Origin of the sequence: Desulfovibrio sp. ZJ200 (genome assembly GCF_011039095.1) — a bacterium.
In the GTDB taxonomy this organism is placed as follows: Bacteria; Desulfobacterota; Desulfovibrionia; order Desulfovibrionales; family Desulfovibrionaceae; genus Desulfovibrio.
Genome location: NZ_JAAKEH010000021.1, coordinates 18,701 through 37,693, shown reverse-complemented (window position 1 = coordinate 37,693; position 18,993 = coordinate 18,701). Strand labels below are relative to the sequence as shown.

Annotated in this window: 16 protein-coding genes; 8 read left to right on the top strand and 8 right to left on the bottom strand. The window is 60.6% G+C overall.

Features of this window, described 5'->3' with window-relative positions:
• Positions 1–41: 41 nt before the first annotated feature.
• From G7Y52_RS07655 to G7Y52_RS07645, 3 genes are all read left to right on the top strand, one after another.
• Positions 42–1,154: an AI-2E family transporter gene (locus G7Y52_RS07655; protein WP_165069420.1), complete on the top strand. Its 1,113-nt coding sequence runs from the start codon at positions 42–44 to the stop codon at positions 1,152–1,154.
• The gene (locus G7Y52_RS07650) at positions 1,141–2,070 is read left to right on the top strand and encodes a D-alanyl-D-alanine carboxypeptidase family protein (RefSeq protein WP_241159650.1); all 930 of its coding nucleotides are present in this window, start codon (positions 1,141–1,143) and stop codon (positions 2,068–2,070) included. The genes G7Y52_RS07655 and G7Y52_RS07650 overlap by 14 nt, the downstream gene beginning before the upstream one ends.
• 426 nt (positions 2,071–2,496) lie before the next feature.
• Positions 2,497–5,421: an EAL domain-containing protein gene (locus G7Y52_RS07645; RefSeq protein ID WP_165069416.1), complete on the top strand. Its 2,925-nt coding sequence runs from the start codon at positions 2,497–2,499 to the stop codon at positions 5,419–5,421.
• A 175-nt stretch (positions 5,422–5,596) separates the two neighbouring features.
• Here G7Y52_RS07645 and G7Y52_RS07640 read toward each other — a convergent pair whose 3' ends face one another.
• Both G7Y52_RS07640 and G7Y52_RS07635 read right to left on the bottom strand, forming a co-directional pair.
• Positions 5,597–6,007, bottom strand: coding sequence for an OsmC family protein (locus G7Y52_RS07640; protein ID WP_165069414.1), 411 nt, complete (start codon positions 6,005–6,007; stop codon positions 5,597–5,599).
• Between the two features lie 75 nt (positions 6,008–6,082).
• Complete coding sequence (locus tag G7Y52_RS07635) at positions 6,083–6,664, bottom strand: manganese efflux pump MntP family protein (RefSeq protein ID WP_165069410.1); 582 nt, start codon at positions 6,662–6,664, stop codon at positions 6,083–6,085.
• A gap of 165 nt (positions 6,665–6,829) precedes the next feature.
• On the opposite strand from G7Y52_RS07635, the gene G7Y52_RS07630 reads away from it, so the two are divergent.
• The 3 genes from G7Y52_RS07630 to G7Y52_RS07620 all read left to right on the top strand — a co-directional run bounded on the left by G7Y52_RS07630 (position 6,830) and on the right by G7Y52_RS07620 (position 10,210).
• The gene (locus tag G7Y52_RS07630) at positions 6,830–7,798 is read left to right on the top strand and encodes a spidroin-2 (RefSeq protein WP_165069406.1); all 969 of its coding nucleotides are present in this window, start codon (positions 6,830–6,832) and stop codon (positions 7,796–7,798) included.
• A 4-nt stretch (positions 7,799–7,802) separates the two neighbouring features.
• Entirely contained in the window at positions 7,803–9,254 is a 1,452-nt protein-coding gene (locus G7Y52_RS07625; RefSeq protein WP_165069401.1) for a hypothetical protein, read from the top strand.
• Between the two features lie 467 nt (positions 9,255–9,721).
• Positions 9,722–10,210 carry a protoporphyrinogen oxidase gene (locus tag G7Y52_RS07620; protein WP_241159649.1) on the top strand — a complete coding sequence of 163 codons (489 nt, stop codon included), beginning with the start codon at positions 9,722–9,724 and terminating at the stop codon, positions 10,208–10,210.
• 130 nt (positions 10,211–10,340) lie between these two features.
• On the opposite strand, the gene G7Y52_RS07615 is transcribed toward G7Y52_RS07620, so the two are convergent.
• The 4 genes from G7Y52_RS07615 to G7Y52_RS07600 form a co-directional block, all read right to left on the bottom strand.
• Positions 10,341–10,844, bottom strand: a complete 504-nt coding sequence (locus G7Y52_RS07615) for a plasmid pRiA4b ORF-3 family protein (RefSeq protein ID WP_165069393.1) — start codon at positions 10,842–10,844, stop codon at positions 10,341–10,343.
• 74 nt (positions 10,845–10,918) lie between these two features.
• Complete coding sequence (ilvA, locus tag G7Y52_RS07610; protein ID WP_165069389.1) at positions 10,919–12,469, bottom strand: threonine ammonia-lyase, biosynthetic; 1,551 nt, start codon at positions 12,467–12,469, stop codon at positions 10,919–10,921.
• Positions 12,470–12,719: 250 nt separating this feature from the next.
• On the bottom strand, positions 12,720–13,367 hold the full coding sequence (locus tag G7Y52_RS07605) for a TetR/AcrR family transcriptional regulator (protein WP_165069384.1): 648 nt from the start codon (positions 13,365–13,367) through the stop codon (positions 12,720–12,722).
• A 249-nt stretch (positions 13,368–13,616) separates the two neighbouring features.
• Positions 13,617–14,810 (bottom strand): MltA domain-containing protein, encoded by a 1,194-nt coding sequence (locus tag G7Y52_RS07600; protein ID WP_241159648.1) that lies wholly within the window; start codon positions 14,808–14,810, stop codon positions 13,617–13,619.
• A 27-nt stretch (positions 14,811–14,837) separates the two neighbouring features.
• On the opposite strand from G7Y52_RS07600, the gene G7Y52_RS07595 reads away from it, so the two are divergent.
• Positions 14,838–15,230 (top strand): thioesterase family protein, encoded by a 393-nt coding sequence (locus G7Y52_RS07595; protein WP_241159652.1) that lies wholly within the window; start codon positions 14,838–14,840, stop codon positions 15,228–15,230.
• A gap of 18 nt (positions 15,231–15,248) precedes the next feature.
• Here G7Y52_RS07595 and G7Y52_RS07590 read toward each other — a convergent pair whose 3' ends face one another.
• Together G7Y52_RS07590 and G7Y52_RS07585 are read right to left on the bottom strand one after the other, a co-directional pair.
• A complete protein-coding gene (locus G7Y52_RS07590) occupies positions 15,249–15,434 on the bottom strand; it encodes a hypothetical protein (protein ID WP_165069370.1) in 186 nt (61 codons plus the stop codon).
• A gap of 6 nt (positions 15,435–15,440) precedes the next feature.
• Positions 15,441–16,007, bottom strand: a complete 567-nt coding sequence (locus tag G7Y52_RS07585; protein WP_241159647.1) for a translation initiation factor IF-2 — start codon at positions 16,005–16,007, stop codon at positions 15,441–15,443.
• A 546-nt stretch (positions 16,008–16,553) separates the two neighbouring features.
• Here G7Y52_RS07585 and G7Y52_RS07580 point away from each other — a divergent pair.
• Complete coding sequence (locus tag G7Y52_RS07580) at positions 16,554–18,617, top strand: elongation factor G (RefSeq protein WP_165069363.1); 2,064 nt, start codon at positions 16,554–16,556, stop codon at positions 18,615–18,617.
• The last annotated feature ends 376 nt before the right edge of the window (positions 18,618–18,993 follow it).

Here is an 18,993-nt window from a genome sequence, read left to right as displayed (position 1 = left end):
GCGCAATTCCCGGTGTTCGCATACCAGCAAAGGCTTTTCCTATGACCGTATTTTTGCCGCGCCTGCTTTATCTTTTGGCTGCGCTGGCGTGGTATATGCTGCTCTGGCCCAATCAGGTGACCATTTTCATGGCGGCCTGCTTCTCCTGCCTGACCCTGCCCTATTACCGCAATCTGCGCAGGAAAACCAGCGCCTGGCGGATCAGACTTGAACGAAACCGGCCGGATACGCTCCAGCGCCGGCTGCTGCTCAAGCTTTCCCGCCATGCGGCGCTCTACGCGTACATTACGACGCTCCTGTCCGCCTTTTTCGTGCCCATAGCCATGCTGGCGCTGCTCGTTTCGCCGCAGGCGGCCGCAGGTCTGGTGCGTTTGCGCGAACTGCAGGCCAACAATTTCCAAATCCCCCCGGACTGGGTGGAATATATTCAGCAATGGCGCATGAGCCTGGCCGAATACCCGCGTGTGGAAAAAGTGGTCAATGATTTCTTCCATAACCTGGACACGCTTTTCGCGGACACCATGAGCCTGCTCCTCACTCGCGGCTTTGACGTGCTCGGCGGAACCATGACCGCATTCTGGACCACCTTTCTCTTTCTGACGCTCACGGTGGTGTTTACCGTCTATGCCCGACGCATCCGCAAGATTGCAGGGCGCATATTTCATTTGCCCCAGAGCCTGCTGAGCCGCTTTATCTGCGCCATCCACAAGGCCTTGCGCGCCATTCTGCTGGGCATTGTGCTGGTGGCTCTGGCCCAGGGCGTGCTCTGCGGCATCGGTTTTGCCGTGGCGGGCATCAATCAGCCCGCGTTCTGGGGCATGCTGGCCACCCTCGTGGCGCCCATTCCGGTGGTGGGCACGGCGCTGATCTGGATGCCGCTCTGCCTTTCCCTCTGGTTCACCGGCAAGGCCATGGCCGCCGTGGGCCTGGGCCTTTGGGGCGTCATCGCCGTGGCAGGCGTGGATAACGTGCTGCGCCCCCTTTTCCTGCGCCAGGGCATCAAGGCGCCGTTCTTTGTGCTGATTCTGGCCATTCTCTGCGGGCTCGCCAGCTTCGGGCCGGTGGGCCTGATCGCCGGGCCGGTGCTGCTGGCCTTTGCCATCCAGGCTGTGGAGGAAGCAAACCGTTTTTACCAGGCTCATGAGCCGCGCTGATCCCATCCTGCCGCGCAAACCGCGAAAACGCGAGCGTGGCGCAAGGCTTGCGTGGGGCAGCGCGCCGCGCCGTGAGGCTGTTTCGGCCTTTCTTTTCCTCTGCCTTTTTCTTTGGCCGGGGTTTTGCGCCCCCGCGCACGCCGCCCTGCCCGTTCGCGCCGCCATCATGGTGAACCTCACTACCGGGCGCGTGCTTTATGAGCAACAGGCCGACACTGTCATCCCCCCGGCGTCGCTGGCCAAGATTATGACCATGTTTGTGACGCTGGACAGCGTCAAGAGGGGCCGCCTTACACTCCACGAAAAAATCCGGATCAGCCCTCAGGCGGCCTCCACAGGCGGATCGGCCATGCATCTGCGCGCAGGCGAGCGTACTCCCCTGGTGCGGCTGCTCACCGGCATGGCCGTGGCCTCGGGCAACGACGCGGCCACGGCCGTGGCCCAGCGCGTCGGCGGCAACAGTCGTCATTTCGTGCGTCTGATGAACCGCAAGGCCCGCGCGCTCGGCCTGCGCCGCACGCTTTTTAAAAATCCCACCGGCCTGCCCGCCGCGGGCCAGAAAACCACGGCCCGGGACATGATGCTGCTCACGCGCGCCTATCTGCGGGCGCATCCCGCGGCCATGCGCTTTCACAGCACGCGCTTTTTCATGCACAGAGGGCGCACCCTGCGCAATACCAACACGCTGCTGGGCAGGGTAGAAGGCGTCACCGGCCTGAAAACCGGCTGGACCGTGGCCTCGGGCTACAATCTCGTCATTACGGCCCAGCGCGGCAAAACCCGCCTTCTGATCGTGATTCTTGGGGGGAAAACCAAAACCGAACGCGATCGCGCGGCCCGCAGGCTTGTGGAGGCGGGCTTCCGACATGCCGGCGCGCCCGGGAAGGTTCGGAGCGTGCTGGCGCGGGGGCGTTGATTTTTTTTCACAGGTGCGCAGGCGCTGCGCCGACATGCATTTTCCGAACGACGACGCGGCCGGCGGGAAAAAGGCAGCTCTTTCCGGCGGTTATGAGGACATGGCAAGGTTATTGCATTTACTATTTAGATGCGTCAGCCCTGGCAGACGCATGTTTGACACCTTGCATGAATCCGCGCCAGGGAGTAAGCTGTTTTCCGAACTCACAGCAGCCGTGCAGCGCGGCGCCTGGCGCGGACCCGCCAGTTGGGGCGGCACAGACGATACCGGCTCAGGCCGGCATTCTGTGCTGGCAGGCGCGGGAGGTTGCTATGAAAATTCATGACGTGACTCTCGCCATCTGCAAGCGATTTCCGGACTTGACGAAAGCGTGAGAGAGAGAGAGAGAGAGAGAGAGAGAGAGAGAGAGAGAGAGAGAGAGAGATTATGATTTTCCGGACTCTGTGCCTTTTGCCTCTGCTCTTGAGCCTGAGCCTGGCGCTCCTGCCTGGCCTCTGCCCTGCTGTGCCAGCGCAGCAGATGGAAGTGCGCGTCGGCTATTTCGAGAACGGGGACTACATGCGCCGCAATCGGGACGGCGAGTTCATAGGCTTCAATATCGAATTTCTGCACGAGATCTCCAAATTCAGCGGCCTGAACTTGCACATGGTGGACGCCGGGAGCTGGCAACACGCCCAGGCCATGCTGGAAAAAGGCGAAATCGATCTGCTGGCCGCCGTACACCGCACACCGGAGCGCGAGCAGAAGATGTCTTTTTCCGACCAGCCCATGCTCAACATTTTCACCACGCTCAATGTCCGGGAAAACGACGAGCGTTACGACTATGAGGATTTCGACTCGTTCTGGGGCATGAAAGTGGGGATCATCGCCAACAGCAGAGCCGGCGAGAAATTCAAGAAATACTGCCAGGACAACAACATTGACCTGACGATCATCCCTTACACGGGAACCGCTCCGCTGTTCAAAGCCCTGGAGGACAAAACGCTGGACGGGGTGGCCACCACCTATCCGGGGCGCAACAGCTTTTTCCGCGGCGTTGCCCAGTTTTCCCCGGAGCCCGTATATATCGCGGTGGCCCAAAACAGGCCGGATCTCCTGGCCCGCGTCAACAAGGCCATGAACATCATGACCTTGCGCGACCCCTATTATGCCATGCGCCTGTATGACAAGTATTTCTCGTTCAGCGCGCGCCAAAAGCCTGTTTTTACCGACAATGAGCAAAAATTCATCCGCCGGAAAAACGTTATCAAAGCCGCCTATGATCCCACCTGGAGGCCCCTGGGCTATAAGGATTCCAAGAGCGGCAGGTTTTCAGGTGTGGTGGCGGATTTATTCCAGCAGATTACCGAATACACCGGCCTGGTTTTCGAATTTATCCCGCTGCCGCAGCAGGAAGCCCTGGAACTGGCCTCCAGGGGCAAAATCGACGTGATCTGCGCGCTGGCAGGCGATTACCTCTGGAACGAGTACTATAAGCTCAACGGCACCGTCGAGTATTTGCGCACGCCCGCCATGGTGGTCCGCACGCGGCAGAAAGACGAAATCGACACCATTGCCCTGCGACCGGGCTGGCTGTCCAAAAAAGTTGCCGAGGAAAATGCCGACAAGCGCATCCTGTATTACGATTCCACGGCTGCCTGCATGGAGGCCGTGTTGCAGGGCAAGGCCGACGCGACCTACGGCAATGCCCATGTCGTCAACTATCTGCGTACCAATCCGCGTTACGCCAACCTTGATACGACTCCCCTGGGCAAATACACCAGCCCGTTGCGCATCGGCGTCTCGCGCCATGCCGACCCCCGCCTGTTCACCATTCTGGATAAAAGCGTTCAGTATATTTCCACCGAAGTCATGGACGATCTGGTGCTGAAAAATACCATCAGGCCCCGCAGTCTCAGCCTGAGAGAATTTGTGGCCGAGCATCCCGTCAAGATCTTCAGCGGCCTTGTGGCCGTGTTCGGATCGATCATTCTGCTGCTGCTCTACAATCTGTACATCAAGTCCAGAAGCAACCGGCGGATTCAAGCCCTTTTGTACCGGGACAGTCTGACCGGGCTCGACAATATGGACAAGTTCTGCATGGAGTCCGAAACGCTTCTGGCCAAAGCCCATAACAAGGGCTACGCTCTGCTCTACGGCGACATCAGCCAGTTCAAAATCATCAACGACAGCTTCGGCTTTACCATGGGCGATCAACTTCTGCGCGCCTATGGCCATATCATGAGCGAGGCGGTGGGCGAAGGCGAGCTCTGCGCGCGCGTCTCGGCGGATCATTTCATTCTTTTGCTGCGCTATACGGATTGGGACAATCTGGCGGCGCGCATCGAGAGCATTGACAAGGAGCTGGACAACTGGCGGCGCTCTCAGGGCATGCCGTACAGAATCAATACGGTTTTCGGCGTCTATCTGGTGAATCCCCTGGAAAAGCACAGCAGCCATCTGATGCTTGATCTGGCCAATTACGCGCGAAGAAACGCCAAGCTGCAACGCGGCAAGAACGCTCTTGTGCTGTATGACGAGGATATGCGGCAAAACGCCCTGCTCCAGCGCGAACTCAACGGGCAATTGGATATGGCTCTGGAGCGCGGGGAGCTGGAAGCCTGGTTCCAGCCCAAAGTGGACATGCCGTCGGGAAAAATCATCGGCAGCGAAGCTCTGGTGCGCTGGCGACATCCCACGCGCGGCCTGCTCATGCCGGGCAGCTTCATGCCGTTTTTCGAGAGCAACGGCTCGGTGACGAAAATTGATCTGCATATCTTCGAGCAGGCCTGCAAGGCGTTGCGCGCCTGGCAGGAACGCAGTCTGCCCAGACTGCCCATTTCCTGCAACTTTTCCAGCCTGCACTTTACCAAGCCGGACTTTCCCGACCGGCTTGAGGCCATTGCCGACCGTTACAACGTGCCGCACGCCTGCCTGGAAGTGGAAATCACAGAGAGTTCGCTCATTCATAATCCCGATGCTGTCTGCAAGCAGCTCGTGCAGCTCAAGAATCGCGGTTTTATGATTGCCATTGACGACTTCGGTTCCGGCTATTCCTCGCTGGGCCAGTTGCAGCGGCTTATGGCGGACGTGCTCAAGCTGGATCGCAGTTTCGTGCAAAGCGACACGCTCGGCGAACGCGAGCGGATCGTGCTCGGCAATGTCATCCAGCTCGCCACCCAACTGGGCATGGCGGTCATTTGCGAAGGCGTGGAAAACAAAGCCCAGGCCGCCACACTTATGCAGCTCGGGTGCACCAGCGCGCAAGGCTTTCATTACGCCAGGCCCATGCCCCGGGATGATTTTGAGACCCTGCTGCAAAAAGGCGTCATCGCCGGGGAGAATGTCGCGCAGAACCAAAAACAGGCGTGAGGAAAAACAAGGCTTTTTCTGATACGTTTCACTACGCCCTGGAGCAGTTCCCCGTTGAACTTGCTCCAGGGCTGTCCGCTTCTGGCCTGCCCCAAGGCCGGCGCGCCCGCGCCCGGAAAAAACAGGCGACAGGCACGCCGTCAACGGCGTCAAAAGATCGTCCTGCGGACGTTATTTATTGTTTCCAATTGAAGATAAAGACCTGCTCCATGTCCGGATGCAGGCTCAAATGCACAGGGCAGGTACGCGCCGCGCGTTCGATGCTTGCCTTCTGCTGTTCGGTATAGGGCCTGTCCGGCATGTTGAAAATCACTTCCAGCTTGCCGATCCGGCGCGGGTCCGCGCTCATGGTCTTGGTGATCTCCATTTGCGCGCCCGTGACGTCCACGTTGTGCTTTTCGGCATAGAGCCCGATGATGGTCATGGCGCAGGCGCCCAGGGCCGCGGCGCAAAGATCCGTGGGCGAAAAGGCCTCGCCCTTGCCGTGATTGTCGGTCGGAGCGTCGGTGACGAGTTTGGAGCCGCTTTGATTGTGCACGGACTCCACGCGCAGATTGCCCGCATATGTGGCGCTGATGGTAGACATGATTTCTCCTTGATGGTTGCAGTGCCCTCAGTCAAAAAGTGATCCGTCGAGAAGATATTGCCCGCGGCCTGAGCCTCAGCCGAAAACATGGTGCTCCCGTAAAATATTGCCGGCAATGCCCAGCAGGGTCAGGCCGCCGAGCAGCTCGGCCCAGCCGCTCAAGGCGCAAAGCCGGGCCAGGGCTTTTCCCAGAAATACGCCGCAGGCCGTGATTGCGGCGCAAATTATGCCGATCAGCGCCGCCGGGCCCCAAATGGCCTGCTGCAAAATGGCAAAGGAGAGCCCCACGGCCAGAGCGTCAATGCTCGTGGCCAGACTCAAGAGCCAAAGATTGCGGCCTGCGGTGGGGTCCACCGCGGGGCAGGATGTTTCCCGCTTTTTCAGCGCGGCAACTGCCGAGCGCAGCATGGCGCCGCCGACCCAGGCCAGCAGGCCGAAAGCGATCCAGTGATCCCAGGCCTCCATGTAGCCGCGCACGGATTGGCCCAGATACCAGCCCAGAACCGGCATGGAAAACTGAAAAAAACCGAAGGCGACCGAAAGCCGAAGGTACTGCCGCGGCTGTGGCGAGCGCAGGGAGCAGCCCGAGGCCACGGCCACGGCAAAGGCGTCCATTGACAGGGCTATAGCCAGCAACGCTACGGTATATAACGACATGCGCTTGTCCTTTGGGCAAAAAACCGGCCACTGACTATATGCAAAAGCCTGTGAATGGGCAAGGCCGCAAGCGAAAGACGGCAGGGCTGCCGCATCTTGTGCGTCTGCCCCGGCTTCCCGGCCCGCACACCTTGCAGTCGGTTCTGTCACAGGATACAAAGCGGCATGCAAGATCTTCCGTTTTGGCTTGACCTCTGGCGCTGGTGCCATGCCCTGCTGGGCGTCGGAACCTGCGCCGCGTCCACGCTGCCGCTGATTACGGCCCTGACGCTGCTGATCGGGCGGCGCGGGCAGGCCCGGCTCTGCGCATTCGGCGCCGCGCGGCTGGCCCGCCTGGGCTACGCTCTGGCCTGGCTGGGGCTGCCGGCAATGGGCGGCAGCTATCTGACGCTTCTGTACACGCTGCGCGGCGTGAACACTGCCCCCATGCCCGTCTCGCCTCTGGCTCCCGCCATGCTGCCCATCACGCTGACCGCCCTTGTCTGGCTGGCAGGCCTTTTCTGCGCCTGGCTGCTCAAGCGCGCCTGCGCCCGCGCGCCCCTGCCGCCACTACGGCGAAACGCGGAGGAGGATCGCTACGCCACGGCCGCTGTCAGGGGCAGACTGCAACTCAGTCTGCTGGCAGCAGGCTGCTTTTTTGCAAGTTATGTGACGCAGAACTGGCCCTTTGCCGGTTTGCCCGCGGGCCTGACCGCGCAGGCGGTTTTTTTCGCCGTCTTTTCCAATGCGCTGCACAATTATTTCATGGCCTTTGCGCCTGCCGGGGCCCTGGCGCTGTTTTTCCTGGCCGTTGCGCGGCCCTCCATGCCGGGCGGCCCGGACGCCCGAGACGCGCAGGACGCGCAACGGGCGGCGCGCTGGTGCGCGCTTTGGGCCATGATCGGCTATATTCCTTTTTGCCTGGACCGCTGGGGTCTGGTCATCGGCTTTGCATTGCGCGGGAACGGCCTGCCGGGCTGGCTTGGGCCGCAGATCCCTCCCCTGGCGCTGCTCACCGCGGCAGTAGCCTGCTGGAGCGCGCTCTTCGCCCTGCCCCGGCCCCTGCGCCACAACACTCTCATATTCCTGGGCCTGTTCCTCCTGCTGGCGCGGGCGAGTTATCCTTTTATCCGGAATTTTGCGTTCCCCGGTTGACGGCATGCATGTTTCGCTTCCACTGCCCCTGATCCTTTTCTGCTGGACAGCCTGCTGCCTGCTCTGGCCGCCTGCAAGCGCGCGCGGCATTGCGCCCGGCCCGCAGGCGGAAAGCATTCCCGGCCTGCGGGAGGCGGCGATCTGGAGCCGCCTTGCCGCGGCATACGGCCCGGCCCGCGCTGAACCGGACAACGCCGCCGCACAACTGGCCTTTATCGCTGCCTTTCCCACCGATCCCGATGCTTTTGCCGCTGTGCTGCGCCTTGCGCAGAGCGCGCCCGGCGCGGAGGGCGAAAGCGCGCTCCTGGATTGGCTCCTGGGCCTGTCCCGGGCGCAGGACCGTCCTGTGCGGCACAAGGCGCGCCGCTGCCTGCGCGCGCTGGAGCCCACCCGGCAAATCCGCGCTGCGGAAAAAATCTATGCGGCGGCCAACGCCTGGGGTTGTGAAGATCTGCTGGAATTGAGCCGTTCCCCTGATCCCGCCGTCAGCGTGGGCGCGCTGCTCCTGGCTCGCGATATGGCCTATGCGCCCAAGGCGGAGGCCGCGCTGCGCAGTCTGCGCCCCAGCGACCCGGTCGAGGCGCGCCTGCTCAAGCTGGCCGCGATCATCGCCTGGAACGGCGAAGCGGCATTTCCGGATCTGAACAGGGAATTTGTGCGCACCTTTCCCGGCACGCCCCGGGAGCTGACCCGCCTGCTCAACTGGGAGCGTGCGCTCTGCCGTTACGACGACAGTCTCGCGCTCACAGTCCTTCAGCGACTGGCCCGCGTCAACGCGCCCGACTATGCCTCGCAGGCCAGGGCCAAATGGCGGGCCGCGCAAGCCCCTGGGCGCGCGGAACCCGGGCGGCCGTTGCCTTTCTGCGCCCAGCGGATGGCCCAGGCCCTGAAACCCCTCTTTGCCGACCCGGACCCGAACGTCCGCGCCACAGCCATGCTTTACGGAGCGCGCCTGACCAGTCCCGGCCCCTTGCGGGCCTGGCTGCTGCAGCACGCCGACCCCGCCGAACCGCCCTATGTCAAAACAATCAGGGCCTATTGTCTGGCCCGCTGGAGTCCGTCGGATCCGGACCGCCAGCAACGCTTCTTGCAGCGTTTTTTCATCAACTGGGAAGCATTCCGGCAGGAGATCCTCTTTGAGGATTTTACAGCCCTGAGCGCGCGCAACTCCTGCCTTGCCTGGGTTTGCCGCCTGAGCCTCAAGCCCTTGGCCGCGGGCGACACGCACGGCACTATTCTGCGCTTTGCCAGGGAAAACCTGCTGGCCGTGCATCATTCTCTGGCCCGCGAGCGCAGGCAACGCCCTTTGCCCGGCTATAAGAAGCGGCTGGATCGCCAGATTCTTGCGGCTCTTTCACGTTGGGAAAATCAGCCAATCTTTGTCCGGGCCGATGTTCAGGCTCTGCGCGGGCAGCGGGGCGCGCGCCTCTCAAAAGCGGCAGAACCACGCTCCTGACTCCTGGGCGCATATCTGCTTCTGGTCTGCGTCCCCGGATGGTATGGCGCGGCTCCCCGCATGCGGCAAGCAGGCGCGCGTGACCCGCAGCAGGGGCGAGCCTCACCGCAAGGGCCAACTGGCTCAGCGGCCCGTTTCGATCTGCTCAGCCGCGGGCAGTGCTTCCTTTTTTTCGGATCATGCAATGCCTCTGGCAAAAATATTCATATCCTGCGAGCCTTTCGCCGGATAAAAGAAACAGGATGCACTTGCTCTCTGGAGCTACTGTTGTTATGCTGTATTTGTTATGCAAGGCAATATACTCTAGCGGATAAATGCGTCATTGGCGCGCTTTACTGACTGCCGAAAACCTGATGCAAAAAGGCTTGCGGCCCACATTCAAGCGCAACGTGGTTAACTTCTCTCCAGGCTCGACCGCAGTGCGGTCGCTGCGCAACTCCACGAGGTCGTTTATGGTGCGTCTTCTCTTGTTTTCTTCTCTAATTTTGCTTTGCTGCGCGGCCGAGGTTCCGGCTGAAAATCGCGCCTTCAGCAAATTCAGCGTGGATCTGCCCCAGGGCTGGACCGGCGAGGAGCAAACGGCCTTCAGCGTCGGGCGGGACGACGAATACATGCTGGTGCTGGGCAAACGCGATGAAGCCGGTGAAAAGTTCCTGGCCCAGGTAAGCATTTTTCTGCTGCCCAATCTCCCCAAAGACAGCGCGGAAAACTTTGCCAAAAAGATGGCGGAGTTGCAGAGCGATGCTTCCGAACCGCGCAAGCAAGGCAATTTCTGGCGTTTTGCCGGGGAACCCCGCAGCCAATCCTTCAAGGCTCGGGCTAACAATTATGTAACGGCCACACCCGAGCGGATTCTGATCATCATTGCGCAAGATCCGCACAATCTGGGCGCCGACAAAATCATTGCCAGCCTCAAAGGATTGCAGCCTGACGCCAGGGAGCTGCTCGGCAGGTAAACGCGGCCTGGAACGTCTTTGCCCGCAGGGCTGACGCATCCAGAGCGTTTTGCTAGAGCATTTTCACTTTGAAATTGCTCTAATTTCATGAGCAAAACGCTCTAACTGTGAACGGTGATACCGTGACCGGCTATTTTTCCTCATCGAAATCTTCATACTGGTCAGGGCTTTCTCCGTGCTTTTCTATGAGCAACGGGTAACGGCGACCAGTTTTCGCGGGCATATCTACATTTTCAACAGTGATTCGATGCCACCAGTCATCTCCAAAATCGAAGAGGTAGTAAAATACGTCGCCAGGCTTAAGCTCCAAGGATGCCAAAGAGGTCTTGGACGCGTTACGAAGCTTGTTTTTATCGGGGGATGGCAAATCATTGTCATTCATCGCTACGCCATAGCGCACGGCGTTCTCATCGTAAGGCTGATCCGCTCCGAAGGAGAATTCATACAGATGGTTGTCATAGCGATCAAAGGCTTTGAAGAGTGCCTCGTGTAACTTATCAAGGGTATGTTTTGACCGCATATCAATGACGCGAACAATATAGTTATCTTCAAATTCATACCCCGCACCAGTAAGTAATTCGACGCGAAGGCGGATACAGGTATTGTTGGCAGAAGCTGCTTTCTTGGTTACCATAGATGACCTTTTATTTATATGTCTAATGTGAACAGTCTTGAGAGCATTTTCCCTTTGAAAATGCTCTCAACGCTCTACTGCGCATCGTGCCAGCCCAGGAAAAGCTTGTAGGCCGGATTATCCGACTCCTCCACATGCGGGTAGCCCATGCGCTCCACGCGCGCCAGAAAGTCTTCAAAAGCCTCGCGCTGGCCGTCCGGGACCTCGAAGCCCACCAACACCCTGCCAAAGTCCGCGCCGTGGTACCGGTATTGAAAAAGCGTGATGCTGAGATCCACGCGCATGGCGTCCATGAAATCCAGAAGCGCGCCCGGCCGTTCCGGAAAGGTAAAGCGGATCAGCCGCTCGTTGCGGAGCTGCGGGGCATTGCCGCCGACCAGATGGCGCAGATGCGTCTTGGCCAGCTCGTTATCCGTGAGATCGCAGGCCCCAAGCCCGTGCGACTGCAACTCGGCCAGCACCTCGGCCACTTCCTCGCGCCCGTTGATCTTGATGCCCACCAGCACCCTGGCCACTTCCGGGTCCGAAAAACGGGTGCAGAGCTCGGTTATGTTGCGCTTGCCGATGGCCGTGCAGAGCCGGCGGAAGCTGCCCACTTTTTCCGGTATGGTCACAGCCAGCAAAGCCTCGCGCTCCGCGCCGATTTCCGAGCGGTCCACCACATGGCTCAGGCGGTCGAAATTCATGTTCGCGCCGCTGACGATGGCCACCAGGGTGGCGTCGCGGATTCCCGTGGCCCCTCCGGCGGCCACATAGGCGCGCAGCCCGGCCAGGGAGAGCGCCCCGGCGGGTTCGGCCACCACGCGGGTATCCTCGAAAATATCCTTGATGGCCCCGCAGATGGCGTCCGTGTCCACGGTGATGATATCATCCAGCAGATCGCGGCACAGCGCGAACGTTTCCTCGCCCACCACCTTCACGGCCACGCCGTCGGCGAACAGGCCCACGTCACTCAATTCCACCGGATAGCCGGCCATAATCGAACGGCGCATGGCGTCGGAATCCACCGGCTCCACGCCAATGACCCGGATCTCCGGCCGCAGGTGCTTGATGTAGGCGGCCACGCCCGCGGCCAGGCCGCCGCCGCCGATGGGCACAAAGACCGCGTGGATCTCGCCGGGATGCTGACGCAGAATCTCCATGCCGATGGTGCCCTGCCCGGCAATCACGTCCGGATCTTCAAAAGGCGGAATAAAAATGCAGCCGCTCTGCCGGATCAAATCCTGCGTGTGCAGCCAGGCGTCGCTGAAAGATTCGCCAAAAAGCACCACCTGCCCGCCCAGCCGCCGCACGGCGGCAATTTTGATGGCCGGGGTCGTCACCGGCATGACAATGGTGGCCTCGCAGCCCAGGCGCCTGGCCGAGAGCGCGACCCCCTGGGCATGGTTGCCCGCCGAGGCCGCGATGACCCCACGGCGCAACTCCTCGGGCGTCAGACGCGCCATTTTGTTGTACGCGCCGCGCAGCTTGAAGGAAAAAACCGGCTGCAAGTCCTCGCGCTTGAGCAACACTTTGTTGCCCAGACGCCGCGAAAGGCTCACGGCTTCGTCCAAAGGGGTTTCCACGGCCACGTCGTACACGCGGCTCAAGAGGATACGCTTCAAATACTGGCTGTGCTCATGCATTCCTGATGTCCTTGGCTGGTAAAGGCCGCTCCCACGGCGCGCCCAAGAGCGGCGCGCCCGGTCGAAAACGTAATTTCTCTGCTATATACCCGGAACGCGCGCGGCTCAAGCCCGGATGCCCTGCGGCGCGCTGCGCTCGGCAAAAGCCGCAACGTGTCCGGCGCACTGTCACGGCAAGGCTCCCGCGCCCGCCTGCTTCACAGCCCTTGGGCAAAAATCGGCTTTAGAGCATTTTCTCTTTGAAAATGCTTTAGCCGGACGGCGGCTGCGGAAAAAGGATTTGCAGATAGGCGGCGAACAGGCCTTCAAGGTCCAGGGGCGGTTGACTGCGGACAAGTTCCGTATGGATGACGCCGAAGAGCAGCGGCCCCACCAAAAGTTCAGGAAAGCGGGCCAGGGCGTCGCGCACGTTGGGCGCTTGCGCGGCAGGCAACAATTCCTCCTGCAGGCGGGCCCTGTAAGGCGCAAGGAAGGCCTGGTAAAATCCTTCCATCAGCTCGGGATCATGCAAGCCCTCACTGAAAGCCAGGCAGACGCTGCGCCGCAAGGGAGAGCAGGCGTCGGCCCCGGTCAGGGGCGCATACATCCGCAGCAGCTTCTGGCGCAGATCCAAGGACGCATCCCGCAGGATATGCTCATTGCGGCGGAGAAAAGGCACGAAGGCGGCTTCCAGCACGCCCTGGAACAGGGCTTTTTTATCGGAAAAATAAAGATAAATAGCCCCCTTGGAAACCCTGGCGCGCTGGGCGATATCCTCAACGCGGGCAGCCGCAAAGCCCTTGTTGCTGAATTCTTCCAGAGCCGCATCCAGAATTCTGATCCGCCGCGCCTCATCTTTCTCTTGTCGGCATTGCGGAGATGGCCTGGGCGTGCTTTCCGGCGGTTCCTTGGTGCTCATCAGATTCCCATCCACTTCAGGTTTCACAAAGCCTTGACGGGCCACCGCCTGAGCACTGCCGGCACGCTTCGTTCACCCCCGCCTGGCAGGGACTGGCCCGGATCTCTCCGGCGCTGTTTCTTTCGTGCCGATTCATCCCACGCGCGTGGGGAATACTAAAGTCGGGGGAGGATGTCAATTCAGGCCTTCGGTGCATCCCCAACTGGCATCGGCATGCCCCCGCAAGGGCGCGGCCTTGCAGCAGGTGGTTTACTGAGGGCTGACCCTGGCCACCAGCACCCAGGCCGGGCCCCTGGCGTCCAGATGGCTGGCCACATAATTGGCCCGCTCGTCCCCGCCGCAGAAAATGTCGACGCGTTTGCCCTTGATGGCCCCGCCCACGTCCTGCGCAAAACCGATGCCGCGCAGCGGCAGGCTGCCGTGCTTTTCGTCCGGCACATTGACTCCGTAGGCCAGCACCGCGCCCAGGGGAATGTACTTGCGATCCACGGCCAGGGAGAGCCAGCCGTCCACTTTGTGCCCCATGGCGCCAGTGGGACCGCGCCCGCCGAACCTGAAAAACACATAACTCGGATTTTCGTTGAGTATCTCGCGCACCCGCTCCGGATTATTTTTGAACCATTCCCGCTGCTCAAAGATGTCGCCGCGCCGCAGCAGGCCCTTTTCGCGCATGATCCGGCCCGAGCTTTTGTATTTATGGCCGTTCTGCCCGGCGTAGTTGACATAGGCCTGGGTGCCGTCGTCAAAAATCAAACGGCCCGAGCCCTGGATTTCAAGAAAGAAGACATCCACCGGGTCCGCGGCCCAGGCCAGTTCCAGGCCGCGATTGGCCAGCACCTGCTTTTCCTCAATAGTCCGCCGGTCATAATAGCGGCCGCGCCGGGCGCGCACCCGTTTCAGATCCGGCGGCAGGCCGTAAACGGCCTGCGTATAGCCCGGCTTGCGAGTGCGGCTCGCGCGGATCATGGGCTCATAGTAGCCCGAATAATTGATCCCGCCGGGCACCTCCACCCAGCGAAAATTGCTCAAAAAAAGCTGCGGCTCAGCGTCCAGCCTGGGCAAAAGCTCTTGCAGGCGGGTGAGCGTGCGGGCCATATCCCCCCAGGTCAGGGTCAGGCCCGGTCGTTTCACGGCCACGGCCTTTTGCGGCTTGCTGTTGACATAGCGCAAAGACTTGCGCACGGTAGGGGCCATGTCCTTCCAGGTGGTCAAATCCTGGTTGCGGGGAAGGAGGCGGCTGACGAAAAATTCGGGGCTTTCCATGCCCACGGCCGGGCCCGGCGGCAGCAGAGGTTCCGGCGTCGGGACTTTTTTGGCGCAGGCAAAAAGCCCGATGCTGGCCAGCAAAAGCAGGGCCAAGAGCGGGCGCAACCCGCCCTTGCGGTTTTCATGCAATGTTTGCGCGCTGTGGCGCGTGTCGAAAAAAGGAGCTTGCCCGTGCATGACGACTTTCCCATCCTTGATGTCTGGATGCCTCATCGCGTGTCCTACGGTGAAACGGACACTATGGGGGTCTTATATTATGCCGAATATCTGCATTTGTTTGAACGGGCGCGCAGCGCCTATATCCGCCATTGCGGCATGAGCTACGCGGAGGTGGAAAAAAAAGGCATTATCCTGCCCGTGCGCGAGGCCCAGTGCCGTTACCGCGCGCCCGCGCATTACGACGACCTCGTGCAGGTGCGCGCGGGCATCAGCCAATGGAGCCGGGCCTCACTGCGTTTTGTATATGAGATATGGAACGAGGACAAGACGCGCCTTTTAGCCACGGGCATGACCCAGCACGCGCTGGTCAATGCCGAAGGAAAGCCCATGCCCGTGCCGGACTGGTTCAAAGAGCTCTGCAGCAAGGCGGCAGGCTAGAGCGTTTTGCTAATGAGATTAGCTAACCGCTCTAGAGCAGATTACCTTTGACTTTTTATGAAAGTCAAAAGTGGCATTCAGGCGAAAAACGCGGTTTTCGCCTGAATGTACGCCGCGTTGCGGCGGCTGCCGCTTTCGCGTCAGCAGAGCATTTTCAAAGTGAAAATGCTCTAAAATAGTTGAGAATGCGCAGGATAGTGCCAACACGCTCTACTGCGAAATGCGACGGGCAAACTGCGGCGGCTCCGGGGGAACGCCCGCGTCGCCCCGCAGGTGGGCGTTAAGGCTGCACATCAGGGAAGCCAGATCGTCGAAATGCTCGTCCAGGCCGAAACCGCTCAACTGCCAGCAGCTGCGGCCGTGCACAACTTTGCGCGTGCCGCGCAGGGTACGCTCGCGCATGCTCAGCGCAATGCGCCACGGCCCGTGGGGCGTATGCAGAAAGAACGTCTGACCCTGGCCGGAGAGCGAAAAGCCGGGGGGGTTGCCCGCCAGGCGCAGCAAATCCTCAAGGCCCGCGCGGGCTATATAGAGATGTTCGCTTAAAGAAATATTTTTGTTGTCCTCACGGAGTTGCTCCTCAGCGGCGCGAATGCGCGCGTAATAGCCGGCGCGATCCTCGTCCAGCGTGGTAAGCCCGCGTTTCATCAAGCGAAAACAGAAAAAAAAGCCCGCCAGAATCGCCGCGCCCGCGGCAGCCCATTCCAGAATCATAGCCAATGCCTCCAGGCAGTCGTGCCCAAGGTAGAATTTCAGGGCTGCGCCACAGATTGTCAAGCACTTTGCCGAGAATCCGCAACCCGCGCGCCTGATCAGACGCAGGCAAACGACCCGCGCCGTAAGCTTCGCGCAAGCTGAGCGCGGCGATGCATGTTGTCTTCAGCAATGCGCTGCGCGCAGACGACTCTGACGCCGCCGCAGCGGCTCTTCCCAGTAATTCTGATAACATAGCAAAATTATTGCACATAATATTTAGATGCATCTGTCCTGCGGCGCGCGATCTGACCTCTTCCCTTTTTGCCGCCAAGCCTGTATCCTGATCAACAAGTAATGCGCGCGTGTCCGACCGGCTCTTCAAACCGGCGACCGCGGCCTCTCCGCGCTTCTTCCCTGGTTCCGTTCACCCGGCTTGCGCTTGTTTCTGCGCCCGCCATATCGCTTACCGGGTGTGTTGACGCTTCGAGGATTTTTGACGCAGGCAAGGATACAACGCTTTTTATGCAAAAAATGGACTTTCCCGGTTCATAGCCGGAATAAAAAGCGACGTTCACGCAGGCCCGCGCCAGAAGACCGGAGCGGCAGCATGCCCGAAGGGAGAAAACCATGCCCACCCCTCTGGAAATGCAACGTACCTTCGCCCTTGTCGGCACCGGCGGCTGCGGGAAAACCTCGCTGGCTGAAATGCTGCTCTTCAACGCCGGGGCGATCACGCGCATGGGCGCCATCGAAGAAGGCACCACCAGCCTTGACTACGAGCCCGAAGAAGTGCGCCGGCGCGGCTCGGTGCAACCTGCCTGCGCTACCTATCTCTGGAACAAGAATCGTCATTTTCTCCTGGATATTCCGGGCGACGGCAACTTTACCGGCGACATGGAATGCCTGCTCAAAGGCGTGGACAGCGTGATTTTCGTGCTGGACGCCGTGGACGGCGTGCGACCGCTGACCAAAAAATTCTGGAACCTGACGCGCGCGGAAAAGCTGCCGTCGATCATTGTGATCAACAAGCTGGATCGCGACCGGGCCGATTTTCATATGGCTTTCGACGGTCTGGCCGCCCTGGGCGTAAAGCCCGTGGCCCTGCAACTGCCGATCCGCAAGGGCGACGCCTTTGTGGGCGTGGTGGACGTGCTGGCGGGCAAGGCCAGGATCTTCGAGGCCGACGGCGCGACCAGCGAGGCGGAAATCCCGGCGGAACTGGCTGACGACGTGAGCCTGCTCCACGACGTGACCGTGGAAAATATCGCGGAGAGCGATGAAGCCCTCATGGAAAAATACCTGGAGGAAGGCAGCCTTTCTCTGCAAGAGCTTCAGTCCGGCCTGCGCGCGGGCGTGCTCCGCGGCGAGCTGACGCCGGTGCTGACCTGCGCCGCGCTGGAAAACAAGGGCGGCAAGGCAGTTCTGGACGCGGTGGAAGCTCTGCTGCCCTCCCCGCTGGATCGGCCGCCCTTTGCGGGCGCGTCGGGCGGGGAGCGCGCGCCTGACCCCGACGGGCCGGTGGCCTGCTTTGTATTCAAGACCCTGTCCGATCCTTTTGCCGGGCAACTTTCCATCCTGCGGGTGCTCTCCGGCACGGTCAACGGCGACGTCACGCTCAGGAACATGCGCAGCGAGGACAATGAACGCCTGGGCAGCCTGCTGTATCTGGTGGGTAAAAATCAGACCCCCTGCAAGGAGCCGGCCGGCCCCGGCGCCCTGGTGGCAGTGGCCAAGCTCAAAAATACCCGCACCGGCGACACGCTCTGCGACGAAAAAGCCCCCTTTGTCCTGCCCATGCCCGAGCTGCCGCCGCAACTGATCACCTATGCCCTGGCCCCCAGGGAAAAGGGCGAGGAAGACAAGGTTTACTCCGCCATCCAGCGCCTGCTGGATGAGGATATCACGCTCAAACTGGCCCGCGACGAAGAAAACGGCGACATCCTGCTCTCCGGCATGGGCCAGCTGCATATTGAGCTCTCGGTGGAAAAGGCCAGGCGCCGCTTCAAGATCGACATTGTGCTCAAAACCCCCAAAGTGCCCTACCGCGAGACCGTGCGCGGCAAGTGCCAGGTTCAGGGCCGCCACAAAAAGCAATCCGGCGGGCGCGGACAGTTCGGAGACTGCTGGATCGAAATGGAAGGTCTGCCGCGCGGCTCAGGCTATGTTTTTGAGGACGCCATCGTGGGCGGCGTGATCCCGCGGCAATATATCCCTGCCATTGACAAGGGCGTTCAGGAAGCGGCGGCGCGCGGCTTTCTGGCGGGCTGCCAGGTGGTGGATTTCCGGGTCAGAGTCTATGACGGCAGCTATCACACGGTGGACTCCTCGGAAATGGCTTTCAAGGTGGCCGGCTCTCTGGCTTTCAAAAAGGCCATGGAAAGTCTCAAGCCCGTGCTCCTGGAGCCCATTGTGCTGCTGACCGTGTCCATACCGGATGAGAGCATGGGTGACGTCATCGGCGATCTTTCCTCGCGCCGGGGCAAGGTGCTGGGTTCGGATTCCCAGGGCGGCATCACGGAAATCAAGGCGCATGTGCCCATGAGCGAAGTGCTGCGCTACGCGCCGGATCTGCGTTCCATGACCGGCGGCCAGGGCTTTTTCACCATGGAATTCGCGCAATATGAGGAAGCGCCGCAACCGGTGGCCGAGAAAGTGATTGCCGAATATCAGAAGAGCAAAACCGGAGAATAAGCGGCGTGAGAGCATTGCAAATGTAAAGATGTAAAGATATAGTGAAAAGAAGTTACTAGAGCGGTTTGCTGTTGAAAACGGAACCGCTCTGGCGGTCGCGGGAGCGGACGCCCGCGCCGGCGGTAGCCATTAGCAAGCTTTGCTTGCTTACGGATAGCGACAGCGGTTGCGTTGGCTGGTTGTCGCAGTAACCAGTTGCTGTCTTCATCCGTAGCTTCCTTCGTCGCAACGGCTGAAGCAATGAGCCTGAAAACCACGCTTTTCAGGCGCTTGTCCCGCTTGCGGGGAAATGATGGCAGCGCCGCTTTTGAAATTGAATAATTTCAAAAGCAAAATGCTCTAAGTAAGGAGTGTTACGCCTGTGCGGTGTGACACT

Bases quoted from the DNA above. Each gene is read 5' to 3' on its own strand.
- G7Y52_RS07655 (WP_165069420.1), top strand. From the start codon at position 42: ATGACCGTATTTTTGCCGCGCCTGCTTTATCTTTTGGCTGCGCTGGCG.
- G7Y52_RS07650 (WP_241159650.1), top strand. From the start codon at position 1,141: ATGAGCCGCGCTGATCCCATCCTGCCGCGCAAACCGCGAAAACGCGAG.
- G7Y52_RS07645 (WP_165069416.1), top strand. From the start codon at position 2,497: ATGATTTTCCGGACTCTGTGCCTTTTGCCTCTGCTCTTGAGCCTGAGC.
- G7Y52_RS07640 (WP_165069414.1), bottom strand. From the start codon at position 6,007: ATGTCTACCATCAGCGCCACATATGCGGGCAATCTGCGCGTGGAGTCC.
- G7Y52_RS07635 (WP_165069410.1), bottom strand. From the start codon at position 6,664: ATGTCGTTATATACCGTAGCGTTGCTGGCTATAGCCCTGTCAATGGAC.
- G7Y52_RS07630 (WP_165069406.1), top strand. From the start codon at position 6,830: ATGCAAGATCTTCCGTTTTGGCTTGACCTCTGGCGCTGGTGCCATGCC.
- G7Y52_RS07625 (WP_165069401.1), top strand. From the start codon at position 7,803: ATGCATGTTTCGCTTCCACTGCCCCTGATCCTTTTCTGCTGGACAGCC.
- G7Y52_RS07615 (WP_165069393.1), bottom strand. From the start codon at position 10,844: ATGGTAACCAAGAAAGCAGCTTCTGCCAACAATACCTGTATCCGCCTT.
- ilvA (WP_165069389.1), bottom strand. From the start codon at position 12,469: ATGCATGAGCACAGCCAGTATTTGAAGCGTATCCTCTTGAGCCGCGTG.
- G7Y52_RS07605 (WP_165069384.1), bottom strand. From the start codon at position 13,367: ATGAGCACCAAGGAACCGCCGGAAAGCACGCCCAGGCCATCTCCGCAA.
- G7Y52_RS07600 (WP_241159648.1), bottom strand. From the start codon at position 14,810: ATGCACGGGCAAGCTCCTTTTTTCGACACGCGCCACAGCGCGCAAACA.
- G7Y52_RS07595 (WP_241159652.1), top strand. From the start codon at position 14,838: ATGCCTCATCGCGTGTCCTACGGTGAAACGGACACTATGGGGGTCTTA.
- G7Y52_RS07580 (WP_165069363.1), top strand. From the start codon at position 16,554: ATGCCCACCCCTCTGGAAATGCAACGTACCTTCGCCCTTGTCGGCACC.